The organism is Stenotrophomonas sp. YJH_SMC_120, from assembly GCF_059368675.1.
Genome location: NZ_JCAFRY010000022.1, coordinates 45,595 through 61,392 on the forward strand (window position 1 = coordinate 45,595; position 15,798 = coordinate 61,392).

Sequence of the window (15,798 nt, forward strand, 5' to 3'; positions counted from 1 at the left end):
TTGCAACCATTTGACAGGCACTGAATATCCCGTTAATTCCTGCCTTGCGCACCGCAACAACCGCCGTCCGCCTCACCCCCGTGATGTCGATTCCGGTGCCACCCCCGCCAACCGGAGCCCCATCCCGATGACCCGCAAGACCAGCCTGATCGCCGCCGCCGTCGCTGTCGCACTCGGTGGCTCTCCGTTCGTTGCCGCTGCCCAGCAGGCCGGCACCGCCGCCAACACCCTGGACACGGTGATCGTCACCGGCACCCGCGTGGCCGACCGCACCGTCGCCGAATCGCAGTCGCCGATCGACATCATCACCCCTGAAGTGCTGCAGTCCACCGGCACCAGTGAACTGGCCACCGCACTGTCGCGCGCCCTGCCCTCGCTGAACTTCCCGCGCCCGGCCTTGACCGACGGCACCAGTGGCGTGCGCCCGGCGCAGCTGCGCGGCCTGTCGCCGGACCAGGTGCTGGTGCTGGTCAACGGCAAGCGCCGCCACACCTCGGCGATGATCAACGTCAACGGCAGCATCGGCCGTGGCTCGTCGGCAGTGGACATCAATGCGATCCCGATTGCCGCCATCGAGCGCGTGGAAGTGCTGCGCGACGGTGCGTCGGCACAGTACGGCTCGGACGCCATTGCAGGCGTCATCAACATCGTGCTCAAGGGCAGCGGCCGTGGCGGCAGCCTGGCCGTGGACTACGGCCAGTACTCGGCCGGTGACGGCAACAAGTACCAGCTCTCCGGCGATACCGGCGTCGAGTTCGGCAACGGCCGTGGTCGCGTGCACGTGGCTGGCCAGATCAGCCAGCAGGACGAGAGCAACCGCGCCGGCCCGTACCGCGGCACCACCCCGAACACCGGCAACTTCCCCAGCATCGGCCAGAAGACCTTCATCGTCGGCGACCCGCGCGTGGATGCCACCGCCGCGTCGGCCAACGCCAGCTTCGACTTCAGCGACCACGTGACCGGCTACGCCAGCGCGCTGCTCAGCAACCGCGACATCACCTCGTTCGCGTTCTACCGTTCGCGCAACCACAGCGGGCAGAGCGCGCTGCTGGCGCAGACCTACCCCGACGGCTTCGTGCCGGAGATCAACCAGTATTCGAAGGACCGCTCGCTGGTGGCCGGGGTCAAGGGCAACACCGACAACGGCTGGACCTGGGACCTGAGCCTGAACCACGGTGAGAACACCCTCGACTTCCACACCCGCAACAGCATCAACTACAGCCTCGGCGCAACCAGCCCGCGCTCGTTCTACGACGGCACGCTGAAGTACCAGCAGGACATCTTCAATGCCGACCTGACCAAGTCGCTGGACTGGGGCCTGGCCTACCCGGTCACGCTGTCCTTCGGTGGTGAGTACCGCAAGGAAAAGTGGGACCAGAACCCGGGCGAGCTGAACTCGTACACCGGCAGCGGCGCGCAGGGCTTCGCGGGCTTCACCCCGACCAATGAAGTGCATGCGGACCGCCACAACTACGCGGTCTATGCTGGCCTGGAAGCGGACCTGACCGAGAAGTTCTCGGCCGGCATCACCGGCCGCTACGAGGACTACTCGGACTTCGGCGACCGCTTCTCCGGCAAGCTGTCGGCGCGCTACGCATTCACCGACAAGGTCGCGCTGCGGGCCACCGCCTCCAGTGGCTTCCGTGCACCTTCGCTGGCGCAGCAGGGCTACCAGGCGGTCACCAGCCAGTTCCTCAATGGCGTATTCGTCGAGCGTGGCACCTTCCCGACCACCAGCCCGGCCGCGCAGGCGCTGGGCGCCTCGCCGCTGAAGGCCGAAACTTCCACCTCCTACAGCCTGGGCCTGGTGCTGCAGCCGGTCGACCGCCTGTATATCACCGTCGACGCCTACCAGATCGACATTGATGACCGCATCGCATTGTCGTCCAGCATCACCACCAACGCGGCCACCAGCGCGCTGCTGGGCACCCTGGGCCTGCCGCAGGTGACCGCGTTCTCCTACTTCACCAACGGCCTGGATACGCGCACCCGTGGCGTCGACTTCGTGTCCAGCTATACGGTGCCGTTCAACGCCAGCAGCCTGGAGCTGACCGCTGCGTACAGCTACAACGACACCGAAGTGCGCCGCGTCGGCGGCACCCCGGCGGTGTTCGGCACGCTGGGCCTGACCCAGTCGCTGATCGGTCGCGATGAAATTGGCCGCATCGAGGACAGCTACCCGCGCGACAAGGCGATCCTGAGCGGCACCTGGCGCTCGGACCACTGGGAACTGGGCCTGGCCGCCACCCGCTACGGCAAATTCACCGTGCGCAACTCGGCCACCGCGCTGCGTGACCAGACCTACGGCGACGCCTGGGTGGTGGATGCCTCGGCCAGCTACAAGCCGAGCAGCAACTGGACCCTGACCGTGGGCGCCGACAACCTGCTGGACAAGTACCCGGACCGCACCGAAGACCTGCAGAACTCGACCTTCGGCATGCTGCCGTACAGCAACTACTCGCCGTTCGGCTTCAACGGCGCGTACGTGTACGGGCGGATCAAGTACACCTGGTAAGGGGTAGAGCCGGCCGCTGGCCGGCAACCCCGGGCCGCGTCTGGAGGAGCGCCCCTTCTTGTTGAAGGGGCGCTCCGAAGGCGGGGGTAGAAGAGAAATGCGTGGGCAAACCCGCCGGCCACGGCACGTGGACGGCGGGTTTGCCGTATCTGGCCGCTTCGGTGAAAATCGGGGTATCCCCCTGCTTTCTGCGAGTGCCGATGCACCATGACACCGACCTGATCAACATCGTTGCCGTTGGCCTGGGGCTCGCCTTCATCTTCGGCGCGCTGGCCAACAAGCTCCGCTTGTCTCCCTTGGTCGGTTACCTGGTTGCTGGCATCTGCGTAGGTCCGTTCACCCCCGGCTTCGTCGCCGACCAGGCGCTGGCCAACCAGCTGGCCGAACTGGGCGTGATGCTGCTGATGTTCGGTGTCGGCCTGCACTTCTCGCTGAAGGACCTGATGGCGGTCAAGGCGATCGCCATCCCCGGCGCCATCGGCCAGATCGCGGTGGCCACCCTGCTCGGCTGGGGTGTGGCCTCGCTGATGGGCTGGCCGGCCATCCACGGGGTCATCTTCGGTTTCTCGCTGGCCACCGCCAGCACGGTGGTGCTGCTGCGGGCGATGGAGGAACGCCGCCTGCTGGAGACGATGCGCGGCAAGATCGCGGTCGGCTGGCTGATCGTGGAAGACCTGGCCTGCGTGCTGGCACTGGTGATGATGCCGGTGATGGCCGGCGTGTTCGGCCCCGAAGCAGCCAAGGAATCGCACTCGCTGGGCAGCGTGCTGGCCGACATCGGCTGGACCTTCGTGCAGCTGGGCCTGTTCGTGGCGGTGATGCTGGTGGTCGGCCGCCGGGTCATTCCGTGGATCCTGGAGCGTATCGCCGGCACCGGCTCGCGCGAGCTGTTCACCCTGTCGGTGCTGGCGATCGCGCTGGGCGTCGCGTTCGGCTCGGCCATGTTGTTCGGCGTCTCGTTCGCGCTGGGCGCGTTCTTCGCCGGCATGCTGCTCAACGAATCGGAGCTGAGCCACAAGGCCGCGCACGATTCGCTGCCGCTGCGCGATGCGTTCGCGGTCCTGTTCTTTGTGTCGGTCGGCATGCTGTTCGACCCCAATATCCTCGTCCAGCACCCGTGGCAGGTGCTGGCCACCGTGCTGATCATCATGTTCGGCAAGTCGGCCGCGGCGTTCTTCATCGTGCGCGCGTTCGGGCACCCGACCAGCACCGCGTTGACCATCTCGGCCAGCCTGGCGCAGATCGGTGAGTTCGCCTTCATCATCGCCGGCCTCGGCGTGGCACTGCAGATCCTGCCGAAGGAAGGCCAGTCGCTGGTACTGGCCGGTGCGCTGGTGTCGATCATGCTCAACCCGCTGGTATTCGGGCTGCTGGACCGTTGGCAGGCCAAGCAGGAGCAGTCACCCCAGGCCGCCGAGCCCGAAGAGGCCACCGGTCCCTCACGTGACCTGCATGACCACGCCATCGTGATTGGTTATGGCCGCGTGGGCAGCGAACTGGCCCAGGTGCTGCGCGACCGTGGCGTGCCGGTGCTGGTGATCGATGACAACAAGGAGCACGTCGAGCAGGCGCACGCCAAGGGCCTGGCGGCGATCCGCGGCAGTGCGGCGGCCGACCGGGTGCTGGCCGAGGCCCATCCGGAGCGCGCGAAGATTGCGGTGCTGGCGATTCCGCAACCGCTGGAAGCCGGTGAGGCGCTGGCCAAGCTGCGGGCGATCAACCCGGACCTGACCCTGCTGGCGCGCGCACACAGCGATGCGGAAGTGAAGCATCTGCTGGAACACGGTGCCGATGGCACGGTGATGGCCGAACGTGAGCTGGCGTATTCGCTGGCGGAGATGATCATGTCCACGCCGCCGTACCGGAATCTGGGGCAGCACAGCATTCCGGTGGTGTGAGGGGTGTGGGTGCGGCAGGGCTTGCAGCCCTGCACCTGCCAAGGCAACAGCAAAGGCAAAGGCAAAAGCTGACTATCCGTGGGATGGCGGGGTAGGACCGGTTGCAGGGGACGCCGTGAATCCGTCCATGGAGGCTCGGTCGCGCCATCCATGGCGCTCACGCCCCTGCAACCGGACCCACCCCGCCTTCGACAGATTCCTGCGATCTGCCGGAACGGCGTTCTGCTCTGGTAGGTGTCGCCCTGGGTCGACACGTCGGCGCATGGGTCAGATCCGTTTTCCACAGGAAAACGGATCTGACCCCGGAAACAAAAAAGATCCCCGGTCGACCCGCATCGACCGGGGATCTGGATCGCCACCTTGCCATGCCTTGGAGAGGCAGTTCCACCGTAGCGCATCGCGGTGCCGGTGGTGATCGCCAGTAGCGATGACGACCAAGCGCGTAGCTATCAGGCGCCGGCCAGGGCCTGTTCCAGGTCGGCGCGCAGGTCGCCGATGTGCTCGATGCCGATCGACAGCCGCACGGTGTCTTCGCTGACGCCGGCCTTGGCCAGTTCGGCGGCATCCAGCTGGCGATGGGTGGTGGAGGCCGGATGGGTGGCCAGCGACTTCGCATCGCCCAGGTTGACCAGGCGGGTGAACAGCTTCAGCGCATCGAGGAAACGTGCACCCGCCTCACGGCCGCCGGGCAGGCCGAAGGTCAGTACGCCCGAGCCGTGTCCCCCCAGGTAGCGCTGCGCGGCGGCGTGCTCCGGGTCGTCGGCCAACCCGGCGTAGCGTACCCAGGCCACCTTGTCGTGCGCCTTCAGGTACTGCGCGACGGCCAGTGCATTGGCATTGATGCGCTCCATGCGCAGGGCCAGGGTCTCGATGCCCTGCAGGATCAGGAACGCGTTGAACGGCGACAACGCGGCGCCGGTATTGCGCAGCGGCACCACGCGCGCGCGGCCGATATAGGCCGCCGGCCCCAGCGCTTCGGTGTAGACCACGCCGTGGTAGCTGGGGTCGGGCTGGTTGAGTCGGGCGAAACGCTTCGGCTGCGCGGCCCAGTCGAAGCGGCCGGAGTCGATGATCGCGCCGCCGAGGCTGTTGCCGTGGCCGCCCAGGTATTTGGTCAGCGAGTGCACGACAATGTCGGCACCGTGCTCGAACGGGCGCAGCAGGAACGGTGTGGCCACGGTGTTGTCCACGATCAGCGGCACGCCGGCGGCATGCGCGACCTCGGCGATGGCGGCAATGTCGGTGACGTTGCCACGCGGGTTGCCGATCGATTCGACGAACACCGCCTTGGTGCGCTCGTCGATCAGCGCGGCGAACGCCGCTGGATCGGCGGGGTCGGCGAAGCGCGCCTGGATGCCGTACTGCGGCAGGGTGTGCGCCAGCAGGTTGAGGCTGCCGCCATACAGCGCGCTGGAGGCGACGATGTTGTCGCCGGCCTCTGCAATGGTCTGGATGGCATAGGTGATCGCGGCCTGCCCCGAGGCCAGCGCCAGCGCACCGATGCCGCCTTCCAGCGCGGCCAGGCGCTGCTCCAGCACGTCGGTGGTGGGGTTCATGATGCGCGTATAGATATTGCCCGGTACCTTCAGGTCGAACAGGTCGGCGCCGTGCTGGGTGTCATCGAAGGCATACGCCACCGTCTGGTAGATCGGCACCGCCACCGCGCGGGTAGTCGGGTCGGGACGGTAGCCGCCGTGCACGGCCAGGGTTTCCAGTTGCCACTGCGGGTCGCTCATTGCGCCAGGCTCCATCCGGGGAAACCGCCACCATAGGCCAGCCGTCGCCGGCCGCTGAAAGCTGCTGGCGATGACGTCCATACCGGGGGTTATCAGGTTGGTCGCGATTCAGGCAGCGGTCACGGGGCGTTGATAGGCTTCGCCGCCGGGCGCTCCTGCCCGGGCACGGAGGCCCCACGCGCATGCAGCCATCCCCCTGGACACCCACCGCCAACGGCACCCCGACCCAGGTCTTGTTGGTGGAGGACGACCGTCGCCTGGCCGAGCTGGTCAGCGACTATCTCCACGAACATGGTTTCGCCGTGCAGCATGTCGCGCGCGGTGACCTTGCCGGCGCGGCCTGCCGCCAGCATGCGCCCGAGCTGGTGGTACTGGACCTGATGCTGCCCGGCCTCGGCGGCATCGATGTGTGCCGGCAGATCCGCAGTTTCTCCGACGTGCCGATCCTGATGCTGACCGCCTGCGAAGACGACATCGAGCAGGTGCTGGGCCTGGAATCGGGCGCCGATGACTATGTGCACAAACCGATCGAGCCGCGCCTGCTGCTCGCCCGCCTGCGCGCCCTGCTGCGCCGCCGCCATGGCAGCAGCAACACCGGCACACCCAGCCGTCTGATGCATGGCGAACTGCTGATCGACCGCATGCAGCGCGAAGTGCACCTGCACGGTCAGCCGGTCGAGCTGGGCACCACGGAATTCGAGATCCTGTGGCTGCTGGCCAGCCAGCCGGGGCAGATCCTGTCGCGCGACCAGATCCTGCAGGCAGTGCGCGGCATCGGCTTTGACGGCCTGGACCGCAGTGTCGATGTCAGCATCGGCAAGCTGCGCCGCAAGCTCGGCGATGATGCGCGCGAACCGCGGCGGATCAAGACCGTGTGGGGCCGTGGCTACCAGTTCAATCCGTCGGCCTGGACGGCATGAAGCGGCTGTTCCTGTGGTTGTGGTTTATCACGGGTGCCTGCTTCCTGGTGTCGGTGTTCTTCCTCAACCACATCCTGGACGGCATCTACACGCCCGTGCAGGATCGCGTCTTCGTCCAGCAGGTGCGTGGTCAGGTGTACGCCCTGCGCAGTGGCCTGGCCGGCCTGGATGCCGACCAGCAGCGTGAGCGCCTGCAGCAGTGGCAGCCACACTACGGCATCGCCCTGACCCTGCTCGACAAACCTCCCGCACTCGACGCGCAGGAACAGGTGGCCGTGAAGGCCGATGGTTTCATCGTGCGCGATCAATACCAGCAGGTCCTGCTGCCCATCGAGGGCAGCGATGGCCGCTGGCTGCACCTGCGCCTGCCTGGCGCGGTGCAGATGACGACGTACATGACCATCGCCGCCTACCTCAGCATCCTGCTGCTGGTGGGCGCCAGCCTGTACGCGTGGGTGCGCCTGCTCTGGCGCGACCTGGAAGCGCTGCGCCGGCATGCCGACCGCATCGGTTCGGGCGATCTGCAGGCACGTGCACAGGTCTCGCCACGCTCGCAGATCCGGGTCATCGTCGACCACTCCAACCGCATGGCGGCACGCGTGGCCGAACTGGTGCAGCGCCAGCGCGACCTGACCCATGCGATCTCGCACGAGCTGCGCACGCCGATCGCGCGCGTGGCCTTCGGCCTGGACCTGATGCAGGACAGCGATGACCGCGAACGCCGCGAACGGCTGGCGCAGGGCCTGCACGGTGACCTGGCCGAGCTCAACCGGCTGGTCAGCGAACTGCTGGCTTACGAACGGCTGGAGCATCCCAGCGAGGGCGAGCCGATGCAGCGCATCGAAGCCAATGACTGGCTGCAGGCCTGCCTGGCCGATGCGCGCCGTGATGCCGAACGTGCCGGGGTGGTACTGCGCGTGCAGCCCAGTGCGTTGCCGCGGGTGGATGCCGAACCACGCCTGCTGCAGCTGGCACTCAGCAATCTGGTGGGCAATGCGCTGCGCCATGCGCGTTCGCAGGTGGAAGTCTCGCTGGTCGGTGTCAGCGGCCGCGCCTGCCTGCGTGTGGATGACGACGGTCCCGGCATTGCCGAAGCCGATCGCGAGAAGGTGATGCGCCCGTTCACCCGCCTGGATGACAGCCGCAGCCGCGATACCGGGGGCTTCGGCCTGGGCCTGGCCATCGTCAGCCGCATTGCCGTCCGCCACGGCGGCGAGCTTCGCATCAGCCGCGCCACGTTGGGCGGCGCGCGCCTGGAGATGCACTGGCCGCTGGCTGCCAGCTGAACGCCCTTGGGCGCAATTACAGTTTATTACAACTCCCGCACAACTGCGGACGGATCGGTCGCCGGCGTATCGCCACGCTAGCGACCCTGCAGCACTCGCCGGATGCGCGTGCTGCCTTCCTCCCATTGTCGAGAGTTTCCATGTCCCAGCTTCGCCGTTCCCCCGCCCTGCTCTGCCTGGCCCTGTTGCCGCTGTTCGCCGCACCGATCGCCCACGCCAAGGATGACCACTGGACCTTCGAGGTCGCTGCCGGCGGTGGCGTGGCGCCGCGCTACAGCGGCAGCGAGGAGTATCGTGCGACGCCGTCGTTGTCCTTTGATGTCACCTCGCCGGGTGGATGGTTTCTGGGCACCAGTGGCATTGGCTGGGGCACCTCCATCGGCGAGCACACCCGCGTGCGCGCGTATGTCGGCGCCAGCGGCATCCGCAAGGAAAAGGACTCGCTGCTCGGCGGTTCCGACTTCCTGCGCGGCATGGGTGATATCGATGCCCGTCCCCTGGTCGGCGTCTCGGCTGGTTATACGCTGGGCGAAGCCGTGCTGAGCGGCTCCTGGCAGTTCACCCGCAAGGACGAGGACAAGGCCGAGAACGGCCTGGCCACCCAGCAGATCCATCTGAACCTGAGCATGCCGCTGTTCGACCTGGCCGGCGGCGTGGTCAGCGGCAGCGTGTCCACCGACTACGGCAACCGCGGCTACATGCAGACCTGGTACGGCGTCAGCCCGGAACAGGCGGCGCGTACCGGCTTTGCCGAGCACAAGCCAAAGGCCGGCCTGGTCAGTGCCGGTGTCGGCCTGAAGTGGAGCCACCGCGTGGGCCGCAACGGCAACTGGTACATCTCGGCCGAAGGCACGCGCCTGCTCGGTGATGCCGCCGACAGCCCGATCGTGCAGAAGGCGAACCAGTTCGGCTTGATGAGCGGCTATACGCACCGCTTCTGAGTGAGCGCCGGGCATTGCCCGGCCCACTTCGCAGGAAACGGGGCGCTACGGCCAGGCAGCGCCCCGTGTGAATCACGCTTTGGCGAACACCAGGCGGCCGCCGTCGTTTCCGACTTCGATGGTATCGCCGTTGACGAAAGCACCGGACAGGATCTGCTGCGCCAGCGGATTCTCCAGCTGCGACTGGATTGCACGCTTCAACGGGCGCGCGCCATAGACCGGATCGAAACCGACGTTGCCGAGCAGGTCGAACGCCGCATCGGAGACCGCCAGCTTCAACCCGCGCTCGGCCAGCCGCTTTTCAAGCCCACGCATCTGGATGCGCGCGATCTGCTTGATCTGCTGCTTGTCCAGCGGGTGGAACACCACGATGTCGTCAAGGCGGTTGATGAACTCCGGCCGGAAGTGCGCCTGCACCACGCCCATCACCGCCGCCTTCATCTGCGTGTAGGCCTCCGGACTGTCGTCGGTGCTCATGTCCTGGATCTGGTGCGAGCCCAGGTTCGAGGTCATCACGATGACGGTGTTGCGGAAGTCCACGGTACGGCCCTGTCCATCGGTCAGGCGGCCATCGTCCAGCACCTGCAGCAGGATGTTGAACACATCCGGATGCGCCTTCTCCACTTCGTCCAGCAGTATCAGCGAGTACGGACGGCGACGCACGGCCTCGGTCAGGTAGCCACCTTCCTCGTAGCCGACGTAGCCCGGAGGCGCGCCGATCAGGCGGGCCACGCTGTGCTTCTCCATGAATTCGCTCATGTCGATGCGGATCATCGCGTCGGCACTGTCGAACAGGAATTCGGCCAGCGACTTGCACAGCTCGGTCTTGCCGACACCGGTCGGGCCGAGGAACAGGAACGAGCCGGCCGGGCGATTCGGATCGGACAGGCCTGCACGCGAGCGGCGCACGGCATCGGAGACGACCTTGATCGCTTCTTCCTGGCCGACCACGCGGTTGTGCAGCACCTCTTCCATGCGCAACAGCTTGTCGCGCTCGCCTTCGAGCATCTTGTTGACCGGGATGCCGGTCCAGCGCGATACGACCTCGGCGATCTCCTCGTCGGTCACGCGGTCCTGCACCAGCTTGAAGTCCTTGTGCTCGGCCTCCTGGGCCGCGGCCAGCTGCTTTTCCAGCTGCGGCAGCAGCCCGTACTGGATCTCGCTCATCTTGGCGAAATCCTGGCGGCGCTGCGCGGCCTCCAGCTCCAGCTTGGCCTGCTCGACCTGTTCCTTGATCTTGGTCGCGCCCTGCAGCGCGGCCTTCTCCGACTTCCAGATTTCATTGAGGTCGGAGAACTCGCGCTCCAGCCCGTCGATGTCGTTTTCCAGGTCGGCCAGGCGCTGCCGCGAGGCTTCGTCCTTCTCCTTCTTCAGCATCTCGCGCTGGATCTTCAGCTGGATCACCCGGCGCTCAAGGCGGTCCAGCTCTTCCGGCTTGGAGTCGATCTCCATACGCAGTCGCGAGGCGGCTTCGTCCATCAGGTCGATGGCCTTGTCCGGCAGCTGGCGGTCGGTGATGTAGCGGTTGGACAACGTCGCAGCCGCCACGATGGCCGGATCGGTGATCTCCACGCCGTGGTGCACCGCGTACTTTTCCTTCAGGCCGCGCAGGATCGCGATGGTGTCCTCCACCGACGGCTCGCCCACGAACACCTTCTGGAAGCGACGCTCCAGCGCAGCATCCTTCTCGATGTACTTGCGGTATTCGTCCAGCGTGGTGGCGCCGATGCAGTGCAGCTCGCCGCGTGCCAGCGCTGGCTTCAGCATGTTGCCGGCATCCATCGCGCCATCGGCCTTGCCGGCGCCGACCATGGTGTGCAGTTCGTCGATGAACAGGATGATCTGGCCCTCGTTCTTGGCCAGGTCGTTGAGCACGCCCTTCAGGCGCTCCTCGAATTCGCCGCGGAACTTGGCCCCGGCAATCAGCGCGCCCATGTCCAGCGACAGCACGCGCTTGCCGCGCAGGCCTTCGGGCACTTCGTCGTTGATGATGCGCTGGGCCAGCCCTTCGACGATCGCGGTCTTGCCCACGCCGGGTTCGCCGATCAGCACCGGGTTGTTCTTGGTCCGGCGCTGCAGCACCTGGATGGTGCGGCGGATTTCCTCGTCACGGCCGATCACCGGGTCGAGCTTGCCGCTCTCGGCACGCGCGGTCAGGTCGATGGTGTATTTCTCCAGCGCCTGGCGCTGTTCCTCGGCATTCTCCGACTGCACGTTCTCGCCGCCGCGCAGCTTGTCGATGGCCGCCTGCAGGCGCGTCTTGTCGGCACCGGCGGCGCGCAGCGCCATGCCCAGCGTGCCGCCGTCGTCCAGCGCCGCCAGCACGAACCACTCGCTGGCAATGAAGGCGTCCCCGTGCTGCTGCGCCAGCTTGTCGGTCTGGTTCAGCAGGCGCCCCAGATCGTTGCCCATCGAGACGTTGCCGGCCTGGCCGGACACCTTCGGCAGCGCATCCAGCGCCTCGGTCAGGCGCTCGCGCAGCACCGGCACGTTCACCCCGGCCTGGGCCAGCAGCGGGCGCGTGCTGCCACCCTGCTGGTCCAGCAACGCGCTGAACAGGTGAACCGGTTCGATGATGCTGTTGTCGCGGCCCACGGCCAACGACTGTGCGTCTGCCAGCGCCTGCTGGAAACGCGAGGTGAGCTTGTCCATCCGCATTGCGAATCCTCATCGGTCATCAGGGCCGGCCCGCGCCGGCGATGCTGGAAAGATGCGGTTGCCCCACCCGGTTTCAAGGGTGGCTGCGACTGCACCCCGAGGCCAGTCAGGCTCCGGCCAGCATGCCGGAACCGGTGTGGTCGGCGCGTTGATCCCGATCAGTTCTACGCGGTGAACGGGCTCAGCGGGTGATCGCGCTGCGGATCGCCCGCAGCTGCTGCTTGACCGCCCGCGCCTGGGCGGCATCCATCCGCAGCAGCGCCTTCTGCCCGATCGAGCGCGACTGCAGGGTGGGATCGACAAAGCGGTAGCGGCCGCGTTCATCGCGCTGCACCACTGGGGACTGGGCCAGTTCCGGGGTGTCCAGCAGGTTGTCGATCACCGCGACCAGGCGGTCGTTGAAGTACCCGTCGGGCCGGCCCAGGTCCACATAGGCCTGCTGGATCAGCGGATAGAAGCGCTTGTAGGCGGTAGACGTTGCCGCCGGGTCCAGCGCGGTGAAGGCCTGCACGTAGGGTGCATAGCGCGCCGCGTTGCTGGCGGCGATGCGTTCGCCGCCCTCGGCGGGTTCGACCTGCAGGCTGCCCGGCAGCGGCCGCGCGGCCAGCGCGGTCGGCGGCACGCTGGGCTTGTCCAGGTTGTCGAGCTGGGTAACCAGGCGCTGGATCAGGTGGTCGCGCAGCAGCAGGGTCAGTGGCCCCTCGCCCTGGAACAGCTGGCTCAATGCGCCCCAGGCCGCCGCATCGCTGTCGGCCAGCGTCGGCAGCGCCGGGTCAGCCGCGGCCTCGGTATCCAGCGGATGCCTGATCGGCGGTGGTGCCGGCGCGGGCTGCGCGGCCGCCTGCGGTTGTGGCGGCGCGCCGGTACTGGCGGGGGTTGATTGCACCGGCACCGAAACACCGTCTGCCAGGCGCTTCAGCTGATCGCGGAACAGCCAACCACCGGCACCACCGATCACCACCACGCCCAACACCCAGGGCCATACCGCCTTTCCACTCTGCATGCTGCAGCACCTCGTTCCATACGCATGGTGAAGGTGTGACCCCACCGATTGCAGCCGGTTCCCCGCCTGTTCCGCTGCCGTTCGGGTTGAGGCCTGCAGCAAGGCCGTGCTCACACTTGCTTTGCATGCAGCGCGCGAGGCTGTGAGCCTTGTTCTGTGGAGGCACTGCCATGCAGTACGCGCTGTATTACTGGACCGGCATCCAGGGCCGTGGCGAGTTCGTGCGGCTGGCGCTGGAGGATGCCGGTGTCGACTACATCGACATGGCGCGGGTGCACGGCGATGCGGTGATGCAGCCGTTTCTCGATGGCGGCAGTGAAGGTGCGCAGCCCTTCGCGCCGCCATTCCTGAAGGCGGGCCGCCAGGTCATTGCACAGGTCGCCGCGATCCTGGATTTCCTCGGCCCGACGCTGGACCTGGTGCCGCAGGCGGCCTCGCGGCGGGTGCAGGCACTGCAGTTGCAGCTGACCATCGCCGACCTGGTAGCCGAGGTGCACGACACCCACCATCCGATCGCCGCATCGAAGTACTACGAAGAGCAGAAGACCGAAGCCAAGGCACGGGCCGCCTCACTGCGCAGCGAACGGCTGCCGAAGTTCCTCGGCTACTTCGAGCAGGTGCTGGCCGCCAATGGTGGCCGCCACGCACTGCGCGAGCATTCCTATGTGGATCTGTCGCTGTTCCAGCTGCTGAGCGGACTGGACTACATGTTCCCGCGCCGCATGCAGGCACTGACGCCGACCCTGCCCCTGCTGCGTGCGCTGCAGGAGCGGGTGGCAAAGCGGCCGAACATCGCCGCCTATCTGGCCTCGGAGCGGCGGTTGCCGTTCAACACCAACGGCATCTTCCGCCACTACCCGGAACTGGATGGAGAGCGGTAGTGTCGGCCGCTGGCCGGCAGCTGCACGATCCGACCGAAGCCCATGAGGATGCCGGCCAGCGGCCGGCACTACCGTTGAGTCAGTTGTTTTCACCCAGCGGCTGCACCGGCTGCTTCTGCAGCGAAAGCAACCCCAGCAGCAACGCCAGTGCCACGTAGGCACCAGCGAACTGCCAGCTGATGATGCGCGCCAGGCCGTCCAGCTCCCACGGCAGGTAGATGCCACCGCGCGGATCCACCGAGTGGATCAGACCGAACAGGGTCAGCACCGCAGCCACCAGCAGGAAGCCGCAGGCACGGCGCAGGCGGCCATCGACCATCGCCGCCACCGCCGAAATCCACAGCATCGAGGTGATGATGAAGCCGTTGCCGAGGGTGAAGATCACCGCCAGCTCGGGCAGGCCATGGCCGTCGAGCTTGGTCAGCAGCTGCGGCAGCTGGTCCGACGCGATCCAGCCGGGTGCCTTGATCGCCAGCAGGTACGCCACTGACGGCAGAAAGCCGAACACCATCGCGCCGGTGTGGTGACGCGGCGTGGCCTGGAAGGCCTGGGTGGTGATATCGATGGCCACGTACACGATGATCGGTGCCAGCACCGCCAGCGGCAGCCACTGCACCAGCCCGGAGATGATGCCGAGCATGCCGCCGATGCCGACGAACAGGCCGGTCAGCAGCGTATAGCCGCTGCGCGCACCCATGTGCTTGTACGCCGGCTGGCCGATGTACGGGGTGGTCTGCGCCACGCCGCCACAGACACCGGCCACCAGCGTGGCTACCGCTTCCACCAGCAGGATGTCGCGGGTGCGATAGTCGTCGCCGGCTGCGCGCGCGCTTTCAGACACGTTGATGCCGCCGACCACCATCAGCAGACCGAACGGCAGCAGCAGCGGCAGGTAGGTCATCGCGGTGGGTAGGCCGTCGAGGAAGCCCAGCGTCGGCAGTGGCAGCACCACCTGCGGCGGCACCCACGCCGGCACATGGAAGCCCGGCGCGCCCAGCCCGGCCAGGCCGAGGCCGTAATACAGCACGGTGCCGAACACGAAGGCCAGCAGCACGCCCGGGCCACGCACCGGCAGCTTGCCCTTGGCAATCAGCACGTACAGCAGCAAACCGAGCGTGGTGAAGCCGACCAGCGGCGAGCGCAGCGTTTCCAGCAGCGGCAGCAGGCCCATCAGCACCAGCGCGATGCCGGCGATGGAACCCAGCAGCGCGGCTCGCGGCAGCGCGCGGGTGACCGCTTCGCCGAAGAACGACAGCACGAACTTGAGCACGCCCATGATGACCAGCGCGGCCATGCCCAGCTGCCAGGTGGCGATGCCCGCAGCGTGCGGGTCCATGCCCTGCTGCTTGAACGCGAGGAAGGCCGGGCCGAGCACCAGCAGCGCCATGCCGATGCTGGTCGGTGCATCCAGGCCGAGCGGCATGGCGGTGACATCGTCGCGGCCGGTGCGCGCGGCCAGCCGCCGCGCCATCAGGGTGTACAGCAGGTTGCCGACCAGCACGCCGAAGGCGGTGCCGGGGAACATGCGGCCGAACACCACGTCGGCGGGAAACTGGAAGATCCCGACCAGGGCCATGGCGATGAAGCCGAGGATGGAGAGGTTGTCGACGACCAGGCCGAAGAAGCCGTTGAAGTCACCGGCGACGAACCAGCGACGCGGTGCGGCGGAAGCGGGAGCGGACATGGAAGGGGCGGTGGGGGTGGGGACCGCCGATGGTAGGCCCAGCGGGGCCGGCGCGCCAATTCCGTCGTGGAATGATGGGTTCCAGCCAACGGCGGAGCCCCTCGTGGCTGGGCGCGGGTAGAGTCGACTGTTAGTTGTGATCTCTCGGTAGGTTGTTCATCCGGGACATCTTTGGAAAATGGTGGTTACCACACCTATCCAGTCCCCAAAGAGCCCGGATGAACCACCATAAAAATGCCCGTTTGACGCCGTTTAGTCGAGAACTTCTTGTCCGCC

10 protein-coding genes are annotated in these 15,798 nt (G+C 67.0%); 6 read left to right on the forward strand and 4 right to left on the reverse strand.

Annotated features, from left to right (window positions below; all coding sequences use genetic code 11):
• Positions 1-127 precede the first annotated feature (127 nt).
• Positions 128-2,515, forward strand: a complete 2,388-nt coding sequence (locus tag AC5P60_RS18805) for a TonB-dependent receptor plug domain-containing protein (RefSeq protein WP_414494468.1) — start codon at positions 128-130, stop codon at positions 2,513-2,515.
• A gap of 200 nt (positions 2,516-2,715) precedes the next feature.
• On the forward strand, positions 2,716-4,413 hold the full coding sequence (gene ybaL, locus AC5P60_RS18810; RefSeq protein WP_057502349.1) for a YbaL family putative K(+) efflux transporter: 1,698 nt from the start codon (positions 2,716-2,718) through the stop codon (positions 4,411-4,413).
• Positions 4,414-4,862: 449 nt separating this feature from the next.
• Here the strand turns inward: ybaL and AC5P60_RS18815 are convergent, their stop codons facing one another.
• Positions 4,863-6,149 (reverse strand): O-acetylhomoserine aminocarboxypropyltransferase/cysteine synthase family protein, encoded by a 1,287-nt coding sequence (locus AC5P60_RS18815; RefSeq protein ID WP_049454259.1) that lies wholly within the window; start codon positions 6,147-6,149, stop codon positions 4,863-4,865.
• A 182-nt stretch (positions 6,150-6,331) separates the two neighbouring features.
• On the opposite strand from AC5P60_RS18815, the gene AC5P60_RS18820 reads away from it, so the two are divergent.
• The 3 genes from AC5P60_RS18820 to AC5P60_RS18830 all read left to right on the forward strand — a co-directional run bounded on the left by AC5P60_RS18820 (position 6,332) and on the right by AC5P60_RS18830 (position 9,296).
• The gene (locus AC5P60_RS18820; RefSeq protein ID WP_005414287.1) at positions 6,332-7,069 is read left to right on the forward strand and encodes a winged helix-turn-helix domain-containing protein; all 738 of its coding nucleotides are present in this window, start codon (positions 6,332-6,334) and stop codon (positions 7,067-7,069) included.
• A complete protein-coding gene (locus AC5P60_RS18825) occupies positions 7,066-8,355 on the forward strand; it encodes an ATP-binding protein (protein WP_111108684.1) in 1,290 nt (429 codons plus the stop codon). Before AC5P60_RS18820 ends, AC5P60_RS18825 begins: the two co-directional genes overlap by 4 nt.
• A 140-nt stretch (positions 8,356-8,495) precedes the next feature.
• Positions 8,496-9,296 (forward strand): MipA/OmpV family protein, encoded by an 801-nt coding sequence (locus tag AC5P60_RS18830; protein WP_005410774.1) that lies wholly within the window; start codon positions 8,496-8,498, stop codon positions 9,294-9,296.
• A 72-nt stretch (positions 9,297-9,368) separates the two neighbouring features.
• On the opposite strand, the gene clpB is transcribed toward AC5P60_RS18830, so the two are convergent.
• Together clpB and AC5P60_RS18840 are read right to left on the reverse strand one after the other, a co-directional pair.
• Positions 9,369-11,954 (reverse strand): ATP-dependent chaperone ClpB, encoded by a 2,586-nt coding sequence (clpB, locus tag AC5P60_RS18835; RefSeq protein ID WP_049451219.1) that lies wholly within the window; start codon positions 11,952-11,954, stop codon positions 9,369-9,371.
• Between the two features lie 181 nt (positions 11,955-12,135).
• The gene (locus AC5P60_RS18840) at positions 12,136-12,957 is read right to left on the reverse strand and encodes a DUF3014 domain-containing protein (protein ID WP_483693853.1); all 822 of its coding nucleotides are present in this window, start codon (positions 12,955-12,957) and stop codon (positions 12,136-12,138) included.
• Between the two features lie 170 nt (positions 12,958-13,127).
• Here AC5P60_RS18840 and AC5P60_RS18845 point away from each other — a divergent pair, with 170 nt between their 5' ends.
• A complete protein-coding gene (locus tag AC5P60_RS18845) occupies positions 13,128-13,838 on the forward strand; it encodes a glutathione S-transferase (RefSeq protein WP_483693854.1) in 711 nt (236 codons plus the stop codon).
• Between the two features lie 79 nt (positions 13,839-13,917).
• On the opposite strand, the gene AC5P60_RS18850 is transcribed toward AC5P60_RS18845, so the two are convergent.
• Positions 13,918-15,522: a SulP family inorganic anion transporter gene (locus AC5P60_RS18850; protein ID WP_483693856.1), complete on the reverse strand. Its 1,605-nt coding sequence runs from the start codon at positions 15,520-15,522 to the stop codon at positions 13,918-13,920.
• Positions 15,523-15,798: the final 276 nt, after the last annotated feature.

Coding starts and splice junctions, on each gene's coding strand:
- AC5P60_RS18820 (WP_005414287.1), top strand. CDS start 6,332: ATGCAGCCATCCCCCTGGACACCCACCGCCAACGGCACCCCGACCCAG.
- AC5P60_RS18840 (WP_483693853.1), bottom strand. CDS start 12,957: ATGCAGAGTGGAAAGGCGGTATGGCCCTGGGTGTTGGGCGTGGTGGTG.
- ybaL (WP_057502349.1), top strand. CDS start 2,716: ATGCACCATGACACCGACCTGATCAACATCGTTGCCGTTGGCCTGGGG.
- AC5P60_RS18845 (WP_483693854.1), top strand. CDS start 13,128: ATGCAGTACGCGCTGTATTACTGGACCGGCATCCAGGGCCGTGGCGAG.
- AC5P60_RS18830 (WP_005410774.1), top strand. CDS start 8,496: ATGTCCCAGCTTCGCCGTTCCCCCGCCCTGCTCTGCCTGGCCCTGTTG.
- clpB (WP_049451219.1), bottom strand. CDS start 11,954: ATGCGGATGGACAAGCTCACCTCGCGTTTCCAGCAGGCGCTGGCAGAC.
- AC5P60_RS18805 (WP_414494468.1), top strand. CDS start 128: ATGACCCGCAAGACCAGCCTGATCGCCGCCGCCGTCGCTGTCGCACTC.
- AC5P60_RS18815 (WP_049454259.1), bottom strand. CDS start 6,149: ATGAGCGACCCGCAGTGGCAACTGGAAACCCTGGCCGTGCACGGCGGC.
- AC5P60_RS18850 (WP_483693856.1), bottom strand. CDS start 15,522: ATGTCCGCTCCCGCTTCCGCCGCACCGCGTCGCTGGTTCGTCGCCGGT.
- AC5P60_RS18825 (WP_111108684.1), top strand. CDS start 7,066: ATGAAGCGGCTGTTCCTGTGGTTGTGGTTTATCACGGGTGCCTGCTTC.